This is a genomic window from Aeromonas sp. EU05-FHT14A05 (genome assembly GCF_058791175.1).
This window is the reverse complement of the sequence record NZ_JBYTDH010000001.1, coordinates 301609-318809: the sequence shown is the minus strand read 5'-3', so window position 1 is coordinate 318809 and position 17201 is coordinate 301609. Positions and strand designations below refer to the sequence as shown.

Sequence of the window (17201 nt, the reverse complement as noted above, 5' to 3'; positions counted from 1 at the left end):
AGTCCCTTCCTTGCTCTGTGTCCATTGTGCTCAGAACAGGGCGCGGTTGAGCCACAGATGCGCCCCTATGCTGACCATATAGCCAAGCAAAATGGCAGGCAACCACTTGAGGTGACCGAGGAAGGTGTACATGCCCCTGGCCTGCCCCATCAGGGCCACCCCGGCGGCGGAGCCGATGGAGAGCAGGCTGCCCCCCACCCCAGTGGTCAGGGTCACCAGCAGCCACTGCCCGGTCGACATCTGCGGCTCCATCGACAACACGGCGAACATCACGGGAATGTTGTCGATGACGGAGGAGAGCAGGCCGATGAGCACATTGGCCTGGGTCGGATCCCCCTGATAGAGGAGCTGGGACGCCAGCGCCAGATACCCCATGAAGCCGAGCCCGCCGACGCACATCACCACCCCGTAGAAGAAGAGCAGGGTGTCCCACTCGGCCTTGGCAATCTTGTTGAACACGTCGAACGGCACTATGGAGCCGAGGCGCAGCAGCCGCGCCTCGTCCCCGGTGCGCTCATAGAGGGCGCGCTCCCGCGCCAGGGCACCTGGCTGGGTCTTGCGCAGGTAGAAGCCGAAAAATTGCAGATAGCCCAGCCCCGTCATCATGCCGAGCACCGGGGGCAGGTGCAGGAAGTGATGGCAGGCGACGGCGGTGCCTATGGTGAGGAGGAATAGCAGCACTATGGTGGCGGCCCCGCGCCTGAGGGTCACCTCCTCGTCCAGCACCCTGGGGGCATGGCGCGGCACCATCAGGCTCATCAGGAGGGCCGGGATCAGGAAGTTGAGCAGGGCGGGGATAAAGAGCGCGAAGAACTGGCCGAAGGGCACCTTGCCCGCCTGCCACACCATCAGGGTGGTGATGTCGCCAAAGGGGCTGAAGGCGCCGCCGGCATTGGCCGCCACGACGATGTTGATGCAGGCCAGGTTGATGAAGCGGCGATCCTCGTTGGCCACATTGAGCACCACTGTGCACATCAGGAGCGCCGTGGTGAGGTTGTCCACCACGGGGGAGATGAAGAAGGCCAGCAACCCGGTGAGCCAGAACAGGGTGCGCAGGCTGAGCCCGGCCCGCACCAGGCGGGCGCGCAGGGCGGCAAACAGCAGCCTGTCCTCCATGGCGTTGATGTAGGTCATGGCCACCAGCAGGAACAGCATCAGCTCCCCGTATTCCAGCAGGTTCTGCCGAAACCCCTCGTGGGCCAGGGGGCTCTGCCCCGCGTCCGCATAGACGACGCCAATGGCTATCCAGATGATGCCGGCGGCGATCAGCACCGGCTTGGATTTTCGCAGCTTCAGGTACTCTTCGGCCATCACCAGGAGGTAGGCGAGCACGAAGACGACGAGGGCGAATACGCCGACGCCACTCTGGGTCAGGGCAAGGGGGCCCTCGGCCAGGGCGGGGCCGCAGAACAGGCAGAGCCCGGACAAGGGGGCAAGGCGTGAGGATCCAGACATGAGTGCGCGTCTCTTGAGAACCGTCTGGCATTGAGGCTAGCAGCGGACAGGGAAGTCACCCTCATCCCTGTCCGCAGGTCGAGCCGCCCGCCTCGACCGGGCGGCGTGGCTCAGGGGATATCAGGGGGATTTTTTGCCAAAGCCGGACTGCTTGAGGGTGTAGCCGGCGCTGTTTTGCCAGGCATCCAGCCCGCTTCTGTTGTTGCCAGCCACCAGGCTGGCGGCCAGGCTCGGGCTGTTGAACAGCTGATCGGCGCCGAACACGAAGCCCCCCTCGGCCCGGGGGATGAGCACCCCCTTGGCCAGCAGCTCCTGGCGCAGCTCGATCACCGCCTCGCGCAGGGAGGCGGCATCCTCCCCGTTGGCGGTGGAGCCCGCCTGCACCATGAAGCCGGGGTTCTGCCGCTTGCCCACCGGATAACCATGGGCCTCGGCCCCCTTGCCGTTGAAGTGATAGAGCTCACGCTCGCCGGGCTTGTTGTCGGAGAGCGCCTTTTGCAGGGTCATCAGCTCGTTGTAGATATCGATGGGGACTACGGCAGCCTGCTTGGCCCCCTTGCTGTCGACGATAAAACTGACTTGCTTGTGTAACATCCTTGCTCATCCTGTGACCCATGGAAGCCCCTATTCTAACCACCTCTGGCGAGCGGGATCCAGCAAGGATCCTCATCCCTTTTGCAGGCGCGATCACTAACTGGCATAGTGACTGACATTGTGAAAGCCATTGGCCATCAACCGGTTATCCCATGCTGAACCTGCGCAACCTCAGTAAACGCTTCGCCAGCGGCGGCGAGACGCTCCCCCTGTTTGAGGGGCTGGATCTCAAGCTCGCCCCGGGGGAAACCTGTCTGCTGCTGGGGCAGAGCGGCTGTGGCAAGTCCACCCTGCTGAACCTCATCGCCGGTCTCATCGCCCCGGACGAGGGGGAGATCTGGCTGGGAGAGACCCGGCTTGACACCCAGTCCCCGGACGAGCGGGCCCGTTTGCGGGGCCGGCATTTTGGCATCGTCTATCAGGACTTCAACCTGCTGCCGACCCTCACAGTGCTGGAAAATCTCTGCCTGCCCCTGGAGATAAACCACCTGCCCCGGGACATGCCGCGCCTCGATGCCCTGCTGGAGCGCCTTGGGATTAGCCACAAGCGCCACGCCTGGCCGGAGCAGCTCTCCGGCGGCCAGCGCCAGCGGGTGGCCCTGGCCCGGGCCCTGGTTCACCAGCCAACCTGGCTGCTGGCAGACGAGCCCACCGGGAGCCTCGACGAGCACAACGCCGAGCAGGTGATGGGGCTGATGATGGCGGCGGTGCGCGATACCGGCGCCGGCCTCTTGCTGGTGAGCCACAACCCGGGCTATGGCGCCCTGGCGGATCGGGTGCTGCGCCTGGAAGGGGGGCAACTGCTCGAGGGCAGACCCCATGGGTGACGCAAGCCGCCAGGATGATCCATGCTGCCGCTGAAGGCGCTGCTGCGCCTCTATCGCGCCCACCCCTGGCTGCTGCTGATGAGCCTGGCGGGGCTCATGCTGGGGGTCACCCTGGTGGTGGCCATCGAGCTCTTGAACCACAGCGCCCGCACCAACTTCGTCGCCGCCCGCAGCCAGCTTGCGGGGGAAGCGAACTACCGCCTGGCTCCGAGCGGCGGGCTGGATGAGCAGCTCTATGTGACGCTGGTGCGAAGCCAGCCGGAGCTTGACGCCATGCCAGAGCTGCACGCCTGGCTCAAGGACGAGCAGGGGCGCAGCTTCCAGCTGCTGGGGATGGATCTCTTCAACCCGGGCCCCTTGCGCCGACTCTTTGGGGAGCAACCGGGGCGCGAGCCCGACTTCACCCTGAGCCGCGCCGACAGCGTCTGGCTCTCGGCTCCCGAGGCAAGGCGCCTTGACTGGCAACCGGGGCAGTCGCGGGCCTTTATGCTGGGCGATGAGGGGCAGCGCCCCCTGACCCTCACCCTCGCAGGCACCTTCGAGCCGGGCGCCGTTCCCATGGAGCGGCTGCTGGTGACCGACATCGGTCTCGCTCAGTCGCTGCTTGGCAAGGCCGGAAGGCTGGATCGCATCGTCTTCAAGCTGAGCGATGCACAGGCCAATACCTTGCAAAGAGCCTTGCAGGCCGCGCAGGGAGCCGAGTTCCCCGCTCAGCCCTTATGGCTCGAGCCCATCAGCCCGGCCCTCGATGCCAGCCAGCTCGGGGATGCCCTGGCCCTCAACCTCAGCGCCCTCTCCCTGCTCGCCATGGCGGTGGGATTGTTTCTGGTGTTCAACGCCCAGCGCTTCGTGCAGAGCGTGCGCCGCCCCCAGCTCGCCCAGCTCATCATCCTCGGGATGCCGCCAAGCCGGGTACTCCGCTGGCTGGCCCTGGAGCTCTCCATCCTCGCCACCCTAGGCACCCTGCTCGGGCTGCTGCTCGGCAGCCTCTTGGCGCTGGCCCTCATGGGCCAGCTCACCCAGGCGCTGGCCGACCTTTATGGCCCCAATCCCATCGACCTGCTGCGCCTCTCCCCCGCAAGCCTCATCAAGGCGCTGCTGATAGGCCTGGCTGGCACCCTTGCCGCCAACCTCCCCGGCTGGTGGCAGTTGCTGCGCCAATCCCCTCTTGAGCTTCGGGAAGGCAACAGCCGCCCGCCAGTTTATCCCTGGCGCAGACGCCTGCTCGCCATCGCCATACTGCTGCTCTGCGCCCTCTGCCTCCTGTTGCCGCAGACCGGTCTGGGGGGCGCCCTCTTCGTGGCCGGGGGCTGGCTGCTCGCCATGGCCCTCGCCCTGCCCGATGCCCTGCGCGCGCTGCTGGGGCGGCTGCGCGGGCACGGCCCCCTCAGCGTCCGGCTCGGGGTGGCCGAGACCCAATACCATCTGGATCGCACCGCCATCGCCGTGATGGCGCTGCAGCTTGCCATCGCCGCGGCCATCGGCATCGGGGTCATGGTGTCGAGCTTTCGCTCGAGCGTGGAGATCTGGCTCGGCCAGCGGCTCGCCGCCGACCTCTATGTCAGCGCCCCCAAGGGGGTGGCAGGCAGCAGAGGCCAGCTGAGCGAGCAGACCCTGACCGCCATACTCGCCGAGCCGCAGCTGAGCGCCGCCTCGCGCCGCGCCGTGCATCCCGCCCGCTGGCAGGGCCATCCCATCGAGTGGGCGCAGATGGACTTTATCCCCGAGCTCAAGGCCGCCTACCCGCTGCTGGCCGGGCGCTGGCCCGCCAACGCTGGCGAAGTGCTGGCGAGCGAACCGCTCACGGTGCGCCTCGGGGTCAGGGTGGGCCAGACACTGGATGTAACGAACGAAGGGGGGCCAAGGCGGCTCACCGTCACCGGGGTCTATCAGGATTACGGCAGCGACAAGGGGCAGATACTGCACGCCTTCGAAGGGGGGGCGGTGCAATCCCTCGCCCTCTTCAGCCCGGATCCCGAGCGCCTCGGCGATCGGCTGCGGGCGCGCCTTGGCGAGCGGGTGAACCTGTTGCCAGCCCCCGCCATCCACGCCGCGGCGCTCAAGGTGTTCGATCAGACCTTCGTGGTGACCGAGCTATTGAAACTGCTGATCCTCGGCATCGCCTTCGTCGGCATAGGCTCCGCCTTTATGGTGCTGGGGCTGGCCAGGCGCGGGGAGTTGCTGACCTTGCAGAGCCTAGGGATAGGCCCCCACCACTGCCGCCGCCTGCTGGTGTGGCAGGGGGCGGGATTGGGGCTGATCACGGCGCTGCTGGCCCTGCCGGTGGGCTATGGCCTCGCCTGGGTGTTGATTGAGGTGGTCAACCCCCGCGCCTTCGGCTGGCGCCTCGCCTTCGAGGCCGCCCCCCTGCACGCCGTCACGGCGCTCTTGCTGGCGCCGGTGTGCGGGGCGCTCGCCTCCTGGTATGCCGCAAGGAGAGTGGTATGAAATATCGGTTACCGCACTGGCTCGGCCATGGCTTGACGCTCCCATTGACCACATCCCTGTCACCGCTCTTGATTCAGCGCAGAGAAGCGCATAGAGCTGCCGCTAACCATCCCCTCTCCCTTCGGGAGAGGGCCAGGGTGAGGGGAATCTTGTCCTCTTCACGGATCCTGTGGCTCGCAGCCCTCTTGATCCCGCTTATTGCCATGAGCGGCAACGCGCAGGCCAGCGATCTGGGGAGCATCCTTGGCGGCGGCAGCGATCAATTCAAGAAGGCCCTGCCGGGCCAGCCCATCAGACTGCCCGCCGATCACGGCGCCCACCCCGACTACAGATCCGAGTGGTGGTATCTCACCGGCAACCTGCAAGATGAGCAGGGGCGCGACTACGGCCTGCAGTGGACCCTGTTTCGCCAGGGTATCGAGCAGCAGATACAATCGGACAACCCCTGGCTCAGCCCCCAGCTCTGGCTGGCCCAGTTCGCCATCACGGATTTAGCCACCGGCAAGCATCTGCAAGACGAGCGCACCAGCCGCCAGGGACCTGGGCTCGCCGGCGCCAGTGGCGGCCAGTATTGGCTCAAGGAGTGGGTGCTCGCCTCTGAAGGGGAGTCGCTCTTTCCCGCCACCCTCAAGGTGCAGAGCAAGGTGGGTGAGCTGAACCTCAAGGTGAGCGCCGCCAAGCCAGTGGTGCTGCAAGGCAGGGAGGGTTACAGCGAGAAGAGCCCGGGCAACGCTTCCTTCTACTACTCCTACCCACGCCTGACGCTTAGCGGCACCTTGACCCTGGAGGGGGAGACCCGCAATGTCACGGGCCAGGGCTGGTTTGATCACGAGTGGAGCAGCTCGGTATTGGCCGAGTGGCAATCGGGCTGGGACTGGTTTTCGCTCCAACTTGAAGATGGCCGCGAGCTGATGCTGTTTCGCCTTCGCACCAAATCAGGACGAGCCGAGCCGGAAAACCGCTACGGCATACTGATCGAGCGGGACGGCAGCAGCCGGGTGCTGAATCCTGAGCAGATCCGCCTCACCCCCGGCAAGACCTGGCGCGGCCCTAAGGGACAAGCCTACCCCGTCGAGTGGCAGCTTAAGGCCGCTGATTTGAATCTCGTTATTAAGGCGCGTCAACCCAATCAGGCCATGACGGGCCGCTTTGACTACTGGGAGGGGGCTGTGACTGTGGAGGGCGATGCGCAAGGACTCGGCTATCTGGAGATGACGGGATATTGAGCCCGGGCCCGCTCCGTTTCTTCGCTGCGTCTATTTTTTTGTATTGCGAGGCGAAGTCTACGCCCCATTACCATCTCTACGGTTTGGTTCTGAGGCAGCCTATCCATAACAGCCAGCACCAAATTGCCTGCCCTCTCCAATTTCTGATCCCCATCAAAAATACTCTCCAAACCACACCTAAAGTAAAACGTTTCGCTCAACAAGTGCTGCTACACTTGGTACCCTACTCATGCGACCCTCATAGCCCCAAAGGCAGCAAGGGAGCGACTATGGTTCGTACCTCTTCAATTCGGTTAACCTCAGCACAACGGAGGCTATATTCCGTGCGGTAGCCGTGTGATTTAGTGAGTAATGGAATAAGACTGGATACCAGTGAACACCATTGTTTCATAGTTAGGTAGGGTTTCATATATCCACAGCATCAATATTGAGTGTGGTATACGATATAATAATCTCAGTGAGAGCTTCCACTATATAGAAAGCATCTAGAGATACACGATTCAAGAAATTACTTTCTTTGTAAATCCTTCGACCATTAACACAGTCAATTCAACATTCGATACCCATAGGAAGAAAATGAAAGGTAAAATTACTCAATGGAATGATGACAAGGGCTTTGGGTTTATCACACCAGAAGATGGGTCAGACAATATCTTCGTCCATATCTCTGCTGTAAACCCCAAAGAAAGAAGGCCACAGATTAATGACGAGGTATTGTTTGAGACTGCAATCGATAGTCAGCGACGAGTGAGAGCTACAGCAGTTTACTATGAAGGTTGGACTCTTCGCCCTATCAAACAGCCTTCCAAACAAAGCTCTCATTCTAAGGGAGGGTCAAGTGATAAAAAAATCGCCCTTGAACCAGTCAGAAAAACACCTCTGGATTATATTTTTTTAATCATGGCTATAGTTTTGATAACTTTAGCTGGCTTTAACTATTTTAAAGAAAAAGATCTTACGATATCACTTCCAATTGCATTGCTTGCAATAATATTACTTGCTCTCTTTAGTCGCCCCAAAAAACCTTCAAAAAAATTATTTACCTGTTCTCGCTGTCGCTGCAATGTTCCGTTTGACAATCGCACCATTCGCGCTTGGAATACGGGCACGCTAAAACTCTATTGCTCAAATTGCCATGCTGAATGGTTAAACAATCAAAATGCTACAAATAATAATTCCTACTCATCAAGCAGAGGTCGTGGTTGCCTTGGTGTTCTAGCAATGATGATCATCATTCCAGTAGGGTTAGTGTCTATTGCATCTTGGCTGAGTTGAACATTACTTAATGAGAACTTGGCGTGAAGCAGCTAACGGCCATAGGCGTTAAAAATAAATACCCGACTCTTGCACCTATTTTCCAACAAAGAAACCCCCGACAAAATCTATTCTGTCGGGGGTTTTATTTATCTCGCCGCCTGATCCACCAGATAGAGGATGCTGTGATAGGGAATGCCGGCGTGCTGGCTGAGCCCCATCTCGCAGGTACGGCTGTTGCTGAATCCCTGACGGCAATCCCTGGGAACCTGGGCGGGCAGGCTGGCAAGCGCCGCGGCGTTGAGCTCCGGGGTCATCAGCCCCTTGTCTCCGGCAAAGCCGCAGCACTGGATATGCTCAGGCACGATCACCTCGCGGGCACAGGCGCGGGCCACCGCCAGCATCGTCTCCCCCAGCCCCATACGCCGGCTGCTGCAGGTGATATGGAGCATGACGGTCTCATCGATGGGGGTCAGCTCAAGGTGGGGCAGCAGGTGTTCCAGCACAAAGGTAGCGGGCTCAAACACCCGAAGGCCCTTGCCGAGCGCCCCCGAGAGCAACCGCTGCACACAGGGGCTGGTGTCGAGCAGCACGGGCCAGCGCCCCTGCTCACTTGCCTGCCACAATACCTCGGCCAGCTCAGTACGCTTGGCGGCAGCCACCTCGACCATCCCCTTGCTGCCATAGGGCATGCCGCAGCAGAGCCCCTCAATACCTTGTGGCACTATGACCCGGCAGCCCGCCTTCTTGAGCAGGGATAACACCACGTCCGGCAGTGACGGGGCATTCTCCTGCTGGCCAAACACCCGGCTGGCGCACGACGGCAGATAGACCACAGCACGCTCGCTGGATCCGTCATGGCTACCCTCCCCTTGCGGCCACTGGTAGCGGCTCGGGCCAGGCAGGGTGGGCAGCCAGGCAGGCGTGCGCTGGCCGCTCAGATGGCGAACCCCGTTCACCAATCCTGCCAGCGCTTTTTCTCCCAGCAGCTTGCCGGCAATCCCTTTGAGGCCCAGCGCACCGCGGGCCGTGCGGGTGACGCCAGCGAAGTGATCGGCGCTCCAGCGGGCGATAGGCACGAAGCGCTGGTATTTGTCAGTGCGCAACTTCTTGATGAGCGCTCCGGTGTTGATGCCCACCGGGCAGCGGTCGGCGCAGAGCCCGGTCGCGGCGCAGGTGTCGATGCCCTGATAGTCAAACAGTCGGGCCAACTGGTTGGAGGGCTCATCGGCACGATTGCGGCGGGCCAGTTCGCGGTAGAGCACGATGCGCTGGCGCGGCGACAGCGACAGGGTGCGCGAGGGGCAGACCGCCTCGCAAAAGCCGCACTCGATGCAAGGATCGACTATGGCATCGCTCGCCGGCATGGGCTTGAGGTGGGCCAGGTGGGCCTTGGGGTCGTCGTTGATGATGACGCCGGGATTGAGCAGGCCATCCGGGTCCAGCAGCGCCTTGATGCGGCGCATCAGCGCCATCCCCTCCGGCCCCCATTCGAGCTCCACATAGGGAGCCATGTTGCGGCCGGTGCCGTGCTCGGCCTTGAGGGACCCGCCAAAGCGCACGGCGACTAGTTCGGCCACCGCATCCATAAAGGCGCCGTAGCGGGCCACCTGGGCCGGATCATCGAACCCCTGGGTAAAGACGAAGTGCAGGTTCCCCTCCAGCGCGTGGCCGAAGATGATGGCTTCAGCGTATTCGAAGCGATCGAACAGTTGCTGCAACCCAGCTACCCCTTCGGCCAGACGCTCGATGGGAAAGGCGACATCCTCGATGATGACGGTGGTGCCCGTGGTGCGCACCGCCCCCACCGCCGGAAAGAGCCCCTTGCGAATGGCCCAGAGCCCGGTGCTGTCGCTGGTAAAGGGCACAGAAGCGACCTGAACGAACTCGGACGCCATGCCCGTCACCTGCTCGCAGCGATCGACCAGCTCTTCCTTCGACTCCCCATGCACCTCGATCAGCAAGGCGCAGGCGGTTAAGTCCAGCGTCTTGATAAAGTCCGGCAGGCCGGGCTTACCCGCGACCGAGCGAAGGGAACGCCCATCCATCAGCTCCACCGCCGCCACCGGCGCACTTTTCAGGCGCGAGGTGGCCAGACACGCCTGCTCCGCATCCCGGAACACCAGCAGGGCCGAGGCCTTGTGGGGGTATTCGGGCACGGTGTCGAGCACCACCTCGGCGATAAAGCCGAGGGTGCCCTCCGAGCCGATCATCAGGTGGGTGAGAATATCGATGGGGTCTTCATGGTCGAGCAGGGCATTGATGGCGTAGCCGGTGGTGTTCTTGAGCCGGTACTTGTGGCGAATTTTGACGGCAAGCTCGGCGTTCGCCAGCACCTCGGCGCGCAGGGTAGCGAGCCCCGAGAGCAGCTCCGGGCGCCTGGCAGCAAAGGCGGCGCGGCTGTGGAGATCGCCGCTGTCCAGCAAGGTGCCATCGGCCAGCAGCAGGGTCATGGCGTGCAGGGTGTGATAGCTGTTGTGAGCGGTGCCGCAGCACATGCCGCTCGCGTTGTTGGCGGCGATGCCGCCGAGCTTGCAGGCGTTGATGGAGGCGGGATCCGGCCCAATCTTGCGCCCCAGAGGCGCCAGATAGCGATTGGCATCGGCGCCGATCACCCCGGGTTGCAGGGCGATGCGCGCCCCCTCGTCCAGAATGCGGTGGCCGCGCCAGCTATCGGTCAGGGTGATGAGCACCGAATCGCTCAGGGCCTGGCCCGAGAGACTGGTGCCGGCGGCGCGAAAGGTGCACGGCAGGTTCAACTCGCGGCACACCGCCAGCACAAAGCGCACTTCATTGAGGGAGTCGAGGCGCACGATGCGCTCGGGCACCAGGCGGTAGAAGCTGGCGTCCGTGCCGTGGGCCAATCGCAAATCAGGGTCGCTCACCAGGCGATCCGGCGGAATGCGCGAGAGCACGGCGGCGTCAAACTGGTTCCAGCCCATCAGCAATCCTCCACCAGCACCACCAGCAGGCGGCTCGGGCCGTGGGCACCGTAGGCCAGGGTCTGCTGGATATCGGCGGTCTTGGAGGGGCCGGAGACCAGCAACAGATTGGTGGGCATGGCCTGCTGCCAGCGCCCGGCCGCCACCAGCCCCGCCAGGTTGTCGGCGATGGTGGAGGCCGCCAGCAGCGCGATATGGCAGGGGGGCACCAGGGAGAGAGTGCGCGGCTCACCGCCATCCGGCAGCAACACCAGGGTGCCGGTATCGGCGATGGCCCCCGCGCAGTGGGTGATGCCGGCCTGACAGGCATCGAACAGATCGTCTTTCCAGTCAGCGAACTCCCCCGCCAGGGTCAACACCGAGCGCCCAGCGCAGGCGGCCGCAACCGCCGCCTGCCAGCGGCCGCCCTGGCCACAGGCCAGATGCGTTATTGCTTCCCCATCCAGCCAGGCGGTCAGATCCCGGGCAAGGTTTGCCTCCTTGACGGTGAGGATCTCGGCGTGGCTCGCGGTGATCCCGGCAAGGAAGCGCTCGCGCCGCGCACTGTCATCTTCCCCGCGCCAGGGCTGCCAGCCATGGGGGACGTGGGCAATGGGGGTGGCGGCGCCGCGCAGGCGGCTTAATATGGCCTCTTTGCTCGACATCTCAGGACTCCTTCTTCTTCTGGCGCAGCAGGGCATGCAGGCTCTGGGGGGCGGGTTTGGGGGCCTCGCGGCACTGGGTCCATGGCCCAAGGTGTTTAGACATCAAGCCTCGCAGGCGGCTGGCCACACCGGTCGCGGCGTGATAGAGGCGCGGGTGGGTGGCGGCAAAGGCAAAGCCCTGCATGGCAAGCGTCTCGAGCCGGCTCTTGGCCGCCCCCTGCCCCGCCAGCGGTTCGTGGCCAGGCATAGCGTCGTGCTTGGCCTCCCGGCGCAGGCGCTGCAACATGTCGGGAATGGGGATACGCACCGGGCACACCTCGCCGCAGGCGCCGCACAGGCTGGACGCCGTCACCAGATCCTGGGTGCTTTCCAGCCCCAGCAGGTGGGGGGAGATGATCTTGCCGATGGGGCCCGGGTAGATGGTGCCGTAGGCGTGGCCGCCGATGCGGGTGTAGACCGGGCAGTGGTTCATGCAGGCGCCGCAGCGGATGCACTGCAGAGTCTTGCGCAGCTCCTCGTCCCGATAGGCCTGGCTGCGGCCGTTGTCGAGCAGCACCAGGTGCACCTCGTCCGGGCCGTCCAGCTCCCCTGCCCGGCGCGGGCCGCTGATGACGCTGAAATAGGTGGTGATGGCCTGGCCTGTGGCCGAGCGGGTCAGGGCGCTGTAGAGGGGCGGCACGTCGGATAAGAACTCCACCACCTTCTCGATGCCGGTGATGGCCACGTGCACTTTCGGCACAGTGGTGCACATGCGCCCGTTGCCCTCGTTCTCCACCAGACAGAGGCTGCCGGTCTCCGCCACCGCGAAGTTGACACCGGAAAGCCCCATGCCGGCGCGGCGAAACTCTTCGCGAAGGGCCCGCCGTCCGGTCTGGATCAGGGCGTCCACGTCCGTGGTGGGGGTGAAGCCTTCCAGGTTATGGGCGAAGGTGTCGCTCACCTCCTGCTTGTTCTTGTGGATGGCGGGCATGATGATGTGGGACGGGGTATCGCCGTCGAGCTGGACGATAAACTCCCCCATGTCGCTCTCGAGGCAGCGGATGCCGTGGCGCGCCATCTCGTGGTTGAAGCCCACCTCCTCGCTCACCATGGACTTGCCCTTGACGATGCTGTTCACCCCATGTTTTTGGGCGATCCCGAGAATGATGGCGTTGGCCTCGGCCGGCGTCTGGGCCCAGTGCACCCGGATGCCGTTGCGCTCGCAGTTCGCCTCGAGTTGTTCCAAAAGCTCAGGCAGGCGCGATAGGCAGCGCTGGCGGATTTGCTCGGCGGCATCGCGCACCGATTCTTCTTCGGCCGGGTCTGCGAAGGCATCCCGGCGCTTGCCGCGCAGGTAATCCATGGCGCCGCGAAAATTCTGGCGCAGTACGGGGTCGGCCAGGGCCGCCTCGGCCTGGGGATGGAAGCGGCGCGGCGAATACTTGGCGTGATCAGACATGGGGCTGGGCCTCCTTGGTATGAGCCAAATCGCTAACAGTGGCGCCGTTATGAGCTATTTCGTCACTGTCGGGGCAGCTGTGGGCGAGCAGGAAGCTCGCCAGATGGGTGGCAGGCAAGATCCTGCCCTGATAGGCCAGGGATCCCTTGATGTTCAGGAGGCACCCCCAGTCGGCGCTCACCAGGGTGTCGGCGCCGGTGGCCAGCAGGTGGCGGGTCTTGTCTTCGACCATGGCCTGGCTGATGTGGGGATGGCGCACCGAGAAGGTGCCGCCAAAGCCGCAGCACTCGCTCTCGTAAGCCTGCTCATGCAAGGTGACGCCATCGAGCTGCCCCAACAGGCTGCGGGCCGTGGTGTGCACCTGCATCTCGCGCCGGGCCGAGCAGGAGGTGTGCATGACGATGCTCGCCCTCCCCACCGCGCGCCAGCGCACCCGGCAGACCCGGGCCAGAAACTCGGTGAGCTCGAACACCCGATCGCAAAAATCGGCCACCTCGGGGCTCTCGGGGAAGAGGCGGCGGTAGTGGTGGTGCATCATGCCGCCGCAGGAGCCCGACAGCACCACCACCGGCCAGGGCTCGGGGAAGAGCGCCATCTGGCTTTGCGCCACCTTGCGCGCCTCCTCCTCGTGACCCGAGGTGTAGGCCGGCTGCCCGCAGCAGGTCTGTTTCTCGACAAAGTGCACCCTTATCCCCTCCCGCTCGATCAGGGCGATGGCATCGAGCCCCGCCACCGGGTCAAACAGGTCCACCAGACAGGTGGCGTAGAGATAGACATCGGCCGGCTTGGCCGGATAGACCCGCATTACCTTCATCACTTGCTCTCCTTACTTCAACTGCAGCAGTGCGTCCGAGACGTGGAAGCTGTACATGAGCGCCAACCCGATAAGGCCGGTGGCCAGCAGGTAGTAGAGAGTAGGCAGCGCCGTCTTGCGCAGTGTCGCCCCCTCACGGCCGAGCAGCCCCACGGTGGCTGACGCCGCCACCACGTTGTGGATGGCAATCATGTTGCCGGCCGCAGCGCCCACGGCCTGCAGGGCCAGCATGGCGGCGGTGGAGACCCCCAGGGTCTGGGCCACTTCAAACTGGAACTGGCTGAACATCATGTTCGACACCGTGTTGGAGCCGGCGATAAAGGCCCCCAGCGCGCCTATGGTCGCACTCAGGGCCGGGAAGAACTCCCCGACGAGCCCCGCGGCAAAATTGGCCGTGGTCACCGGCATACTGGCGAGATCCGCTCCGTTGACGCCGGAGTTGATGAAGATGCGCACCATGGGCACGGTGAAGATGAGCACGAAGCCGGCGCCGATCAGGGTGCGGCTGGACTCTCCCAGTGCCCGCCCGAAGGGGGCGAGGGAGCGCGATTGCAGCCAGGTGGCGATCAGGGCGCAGAACACCAGCAGGCCCCCCGGCAGGTAGAGCGGCTCAATGGAGGCGCTGACCCCCTTCTCTCCCAGGAGGTCGGTGAAGGCGAGGCTCACCGACAAGAGGCTTGCCTTGAATTCCGGGCTCACCCGGCTGGCCACCAGCAAGAGGGCCAGCGCCACATAGGGGAGCCAGGCCAGCAGCAGGGACATGGGGCGGCCGGCGGCCTCTTTGAGATCGAGCTTCAAGGAACCCAGCCACTCGGCGGGCCACTCTTTTTCGGGGGCGAAATCCCAGGTGTTTTTTGGCACCAGGAAGCCGTGGCGCGCCGCCGTCACCACCAGGGCCAGCCCCACCAGACCGCCGATGAGGGACGGGAACTCGGGACCGAGCAACATGCCGGTCAGGGCATAGGGGACGGTGAAGGCGAGCCCGGCGAAAATCGCGAACGGCAGGATGGAGAGCCCCTCGGTCCAGCTGCGGTTGCGGCCGAAGAAGCGGGTCAGCATCATCACCATCAACACCGGCATCAGGGTGCCGACGGTGGCGTGAATGAGGGCCACGTTGGTGGTCACCTGCTGCAGGTAGACCTCCCAGCTGCTGCCACCGGCGCTCAGGGTGTGGCCGATGGCCTGGTTATCCAGTCCCTTGTTGATGCCAACGAGGATGGGGGTGCCTACCGCACCAAACGACACCGGGGTGGACTGGATCATCATGCCGAGCAGCACGGCGGCCAGCGCCGGGAAGCCGATGGCCACCAGCAGGGGGGCGGCGATGGCCGCCGGGGTGCCAAAGCCCGAGGCCCCTTCGATGAAGGCACCGAAGCACCAGGCGATGATGATGGCCTGGATGCGCCGGTCCGGCGAAATGTTGGTAAAACCGCCCCGAATGGCCGTGATGGCGCCGGTGTGTTTCAGGGTGTTGAGCATCAGGATGGCGCCGAACACTATCCAGAGCACGGTCACCGTGATCACCAACCCCTGCAGGGTGGAGGCGAAGACCCGGGTCGGGCTCATCTGCCAGCCCCAGAGGGCGATGAACACGGTCAACAGGAAGGCGATGGGCATGGCGCGCTTGGCGGGCCAGTTGAGGCCGACCAGCAGCACGGCGGCCACCAGGATCGGCGAGAAGGCCACCAGGGCCAGCAGAGTGTCTGTCATCATTGCGTCCTTGTCCGAGCGGTGCAGAGGCGCACCTTGTTGTTGTTTTGTTAAGCGGACGTGACCTTACCCTGTTCCTTTTTCGCGATATATGGAAATAATGAACAACATTCGTTCCAAAAGTTGATCAATATGGCCAGTACCGACGACCTCATCCTCTTCGCCCAGGTGGTGGAGGCCGGCTCCTTCAGCAAGGTAGCTGAACAAAATTCCCTGACAAATTCGGTAGTTAGTAAACGGATCGGGCGCCTGGAGGAAGAACTCGGGGTGCAGCTGCTCTATCGCACCACCCGCCGGCTCACCCTGAGCGAGGCGGGCAAAGAGCTCTATCAGGGTGCCAAAAATGTGAAGGCCGCCGCACTGGACGCCTTCGATGCGGTGGCGGGTTTTGGTGAAAAGGTGAGTGGCCATGTGCGGATGTCGGTGCCCACCATCTCCGGCGAGCTGCTGCTGGCCGATGCGGTGGCCGATTTTTGCCAGCAGCACCCGGGGCTCACGGTGGAGATGTCGCTGGACAACCGCTTCGTCAACCTGGTGGAAGAGGGGTTCGATCTGGTCATTCGCACCGGTTATCTGGATGACTCCAGCCTCATCGCCCGCCACATCCTCGACTCCCAGTGGGTGATCTGCGCTGCCCCCGCCTATGTGCGCCGCTTCGGAGCGCCGCGCGAGCCCGCAGACCTGCAGGCTCACAACTGCCTGCGCTACGCCTATCAGAGCACGGGGGCGTCGGAGTGGGCCTTCAAGGGGGAGGACGGCAACTATCTGGTGTCGGTGTCGGGGAGCTTTTCAACCGATAACGCCGGTGCCCTGCGCAAGGCGGCGCTGGGGGGGCGCGGCATCGTCTATGTGCCGCGCTGCCTGGTCTATCACGATTTGATGAGCGGGGACCTGGTGGATTTGTTTCCGGAGCGGGTGGGCAAGAAGCTTGGCATCTACGCCGTCTACCCCTTTACCCGCCAGCCACCGCGCAAGATCCGGCTGCTGATCGAGCACATCCGCCAGCGCTATCTGGATATTGCCCACTACTTCATCTGAGGCACCAGGCGGGCCTCAGAGGGCGGGCTACGCCGCCTGGGTGGAAATAAACGCCAACGACTGCCGATTGAAGTGATCCGGCTGCTCCACGTTGCAGACATGGCCGCAGTTTTCGATGATCTCGAGCCGGCTGTAGGGATCCCGGGCTACCTGCTCGCGTACCGGGGCGAGGAACATATGATCCTCCTCCCCCATCACATAGAGGGTGGGAATGGGCAGGGCGCGCTCCTTGAAGTAGCGCATCAGGGGGTTCACCTCGGTGGCGAGGCGGAACCAGCGTTTGAACTCCTTCTGGCAGAGCTTTCTGGCCTCGCGCACGAAGAGGTTGCGGGACTCCTGATGGTGCTGGCGCGGCATGATGATAAAGGCGAACAGCCGGTAGAGCCACATGTAGGGCAGTATGTGCTGGCCGACCCGGCCAAGCTGCACCAGCACCCGGGAGCGGATGTCGAGACGCAGGATGGCGCCGCCGAGCACCATGCTCTTGACCCGTTCCGGGCAGAGCTCGGCCAGGTGGCGAATGAGGATGGTGCCAAGGGAGATGCCGACAAAATGGGCGCGGGGAATGCGCAGGTGATCGAGCAGCCGCAGGATATCCTCGGTCACGGCCCGAAAGCTGTAGTGCCCCTTCACCACCTGTTGCAACTGGTTGGACTGGCCGTGGCCGCGAAGATCCAGCAGCAGCACGTTGAAGTGCTCCCGGTAGGCCCGCAGTTGCTTGAACCAGATGGAGGAGCTGCCGCCCGCACCGTGCACGAACACCACCCAATCCCGATCGGGGCCAAGCTCAAAGGTCTTGTGGTACAACATC

Annotated in this window: 13 protein-coding genes; 5 read left to right on the top strand and 8 right to left on the bottom strand. The window is 63.7% G+C overall.

From position 1 onward, the window contains the following. Positions 1-30: 30 nt before the first annotated feature. Positions 31-1455 carry a sodium:proton antiporter NhaD gene (nhaD, locus tag AC3WR3_RS01425; RefSeq protein WP_492290940.1) on the bottom strand — a complete coding sequence of 475 codons (1425 nt, stop codon included), beginning with the start codon at positions 1453-1455 and terminating at the stop codon, positions 31-33. Positions 1456-1575: 120 nt separating this feature from the next. Beyond that, positions 1576-2049, bottom strand: a complete 474-nt coding sequence (locus tag AC3WR3_RS01420) for a DUF4357 domain-containing protein (RefSeq protein ID WP_139436092.1) — start codon at positions 2047-2049, stop codon at positions 1576-1578. Positions 2050-2201: 152 nt separating this feature from the next. Between AC3WR3_RS01420 and AC3WR3_RS01415 the strand changes: the two genes are divergently transcribed. The 4 genes from AC3WR3_RS01415 (at position 2202) to AC3WR3_RS01400 (ending at position 7825) form a co-directional block, all read left to right on the top strand. Continuing rightward, entirely contained in the window at positions 2202-2876 is a 675-nt protein-coding gene (locus AC3WR3_RS01415; RefSeq protein ID WP_492290939.1) for an ABC transporter ATP-binding protein, read from the top strand. 21 nt (positions 2877-2897) lie between these two features. Next, complete coding sequence (locus AC3WR3_RS01410; protein ID WP_492290938.1) at positions 2898-5324, top strand: ABC transporter permease; 2427 nt, start codon at positions 2898-2900, stop codon at positions 5322-5324. A gap of 185 nt (positions 5325-5509) precedes the next feature. After that, a complete protein-coding gene (locus AC3WR3_RS01405) occupies positions 5510-6550 on the top strand; it encodes a lipocalin-like domain-containing protein (protein WP_492291161.1) in 1041 nt (346 codons plus the stop codon). Positions 6551-7126: 576 nt separating this feature from the next. Continuing rightward, positions 7127-7825 (top strand): cold shock domain-containing protein, encoded by a 699-nt coding sequence (locus AC3WR3_RS01400; RefSeq protein WP_492290937.1) that lies wholly within the window; start codon positions 7127-7129, stop codon positions 7823-7825. 128 nt (positions 7826-7953) lie between these two features. Here AC3WR3_RS01400 and AC3WR3_RS01395 read toward each other — a convergent pair whose 3' ends face one another. The 5 genes from AC3WR3_RS01395 to AC3WR3_RS01375 are packed head-to-tail and all read right to left on the bottom strand — an operon-like array spanning position 7954 to position 15352. Then, positions 7954-10746 carry an FAD-binding and (Fe-S)-binding domain-containing protein gene (locus tag AC3WR3_RS01395; RefSeq protein WP_492290936.1) on the bottom strand — a complete coding sequence of 931 codons (2793 nt, stop codon included), beginning with the start codon at positions 10744-10746 and terminating at the stop codon, positions 7954-7956. Continuing rightward, positions 10746-11390, bottom strand: coding sequence for a LutC/YkgG family protein (locus tag AC3WR3_RS01390; protein WP_492290935.1), 645 nt, complete (start codon positions 11388-11390; stop codon positions 10746-10748). The genes AC3WR3_RS01395 and AC3WR3_RS01390 overlap by 1 nt, the downstream gene beginning before the upstream one ends. 1 nt (position 11391) lies before the next feature. Continuing rightward, on the bottom strand, positions 11392-12828 hold the full coding sequence (locus tag AC3WR3_RS01385) for a LutB/LldF family L-lactate oxidation iron-sulfur protein (RefSeq protein WP_492290934.1): 1437 nt from the start codon (positions 12826-12828) through the stop codon (positions 11392-11394). Next, on the bottom strand, positions 12821-13642 hold the full coding sequence (locus AC3WR3_RS01380; protein ID WP_492291160.1) for a (Fe-S)-binding protein: 822 nt from the start codon (positions 13640-13642) through the stop codon (positions 12821-12823). Before AC3WR3_RS01380 ends, AC3WR3_RS01385 begins: the two co-directional genes overlap by 8 nt. Before the next feature lie 12 nt (positions 13643-13654). Continuing rightward, positions 13655-15352 carry an L-lactate permease gene (locus AC3WR3_RS01375; RefSeq protein WP_492290933.1) on the bottom strand — a complete coding sequence of 566 codons (1698 nt, stop codon included), beginning with the start codon at positions 15350-15352 and terminating at the stop codon, positions 13655-13657. Positions 15353-15412: 60 nt separating this feature from the next. Here AC3WR3_RS01375 and AC3WR3_RS01370 point away from each other — a divergent pair, with 60 nt between their 5' ends. Then, entirely contained in the window at positions 15413-16390 is a 978-nt protein-coding gene (locus AC3WR3_RS01370; protein ID WP_492290932.1) for a LysR family transcriptional regulator, read from the top strand. A 27-nt stretch (positions 16391-16417) separates the two neighbouring features. Here AC3WR3_RS01370 and AC3WR3_RS01365 read toward each other — a convergent pair whose 3' ends face one another. Then, a complete protein-coding gene (locus AC3WR3_RS01365) occupies positions 16418-17200 on the bottom strand; it encodes an alpha/beta fold hydrolase (RefSeq protein ID WP_492290931.1) in 783 nt (260 codons plus the stop codon). Position 17201 lies beyond the last annotated feature (1 nt).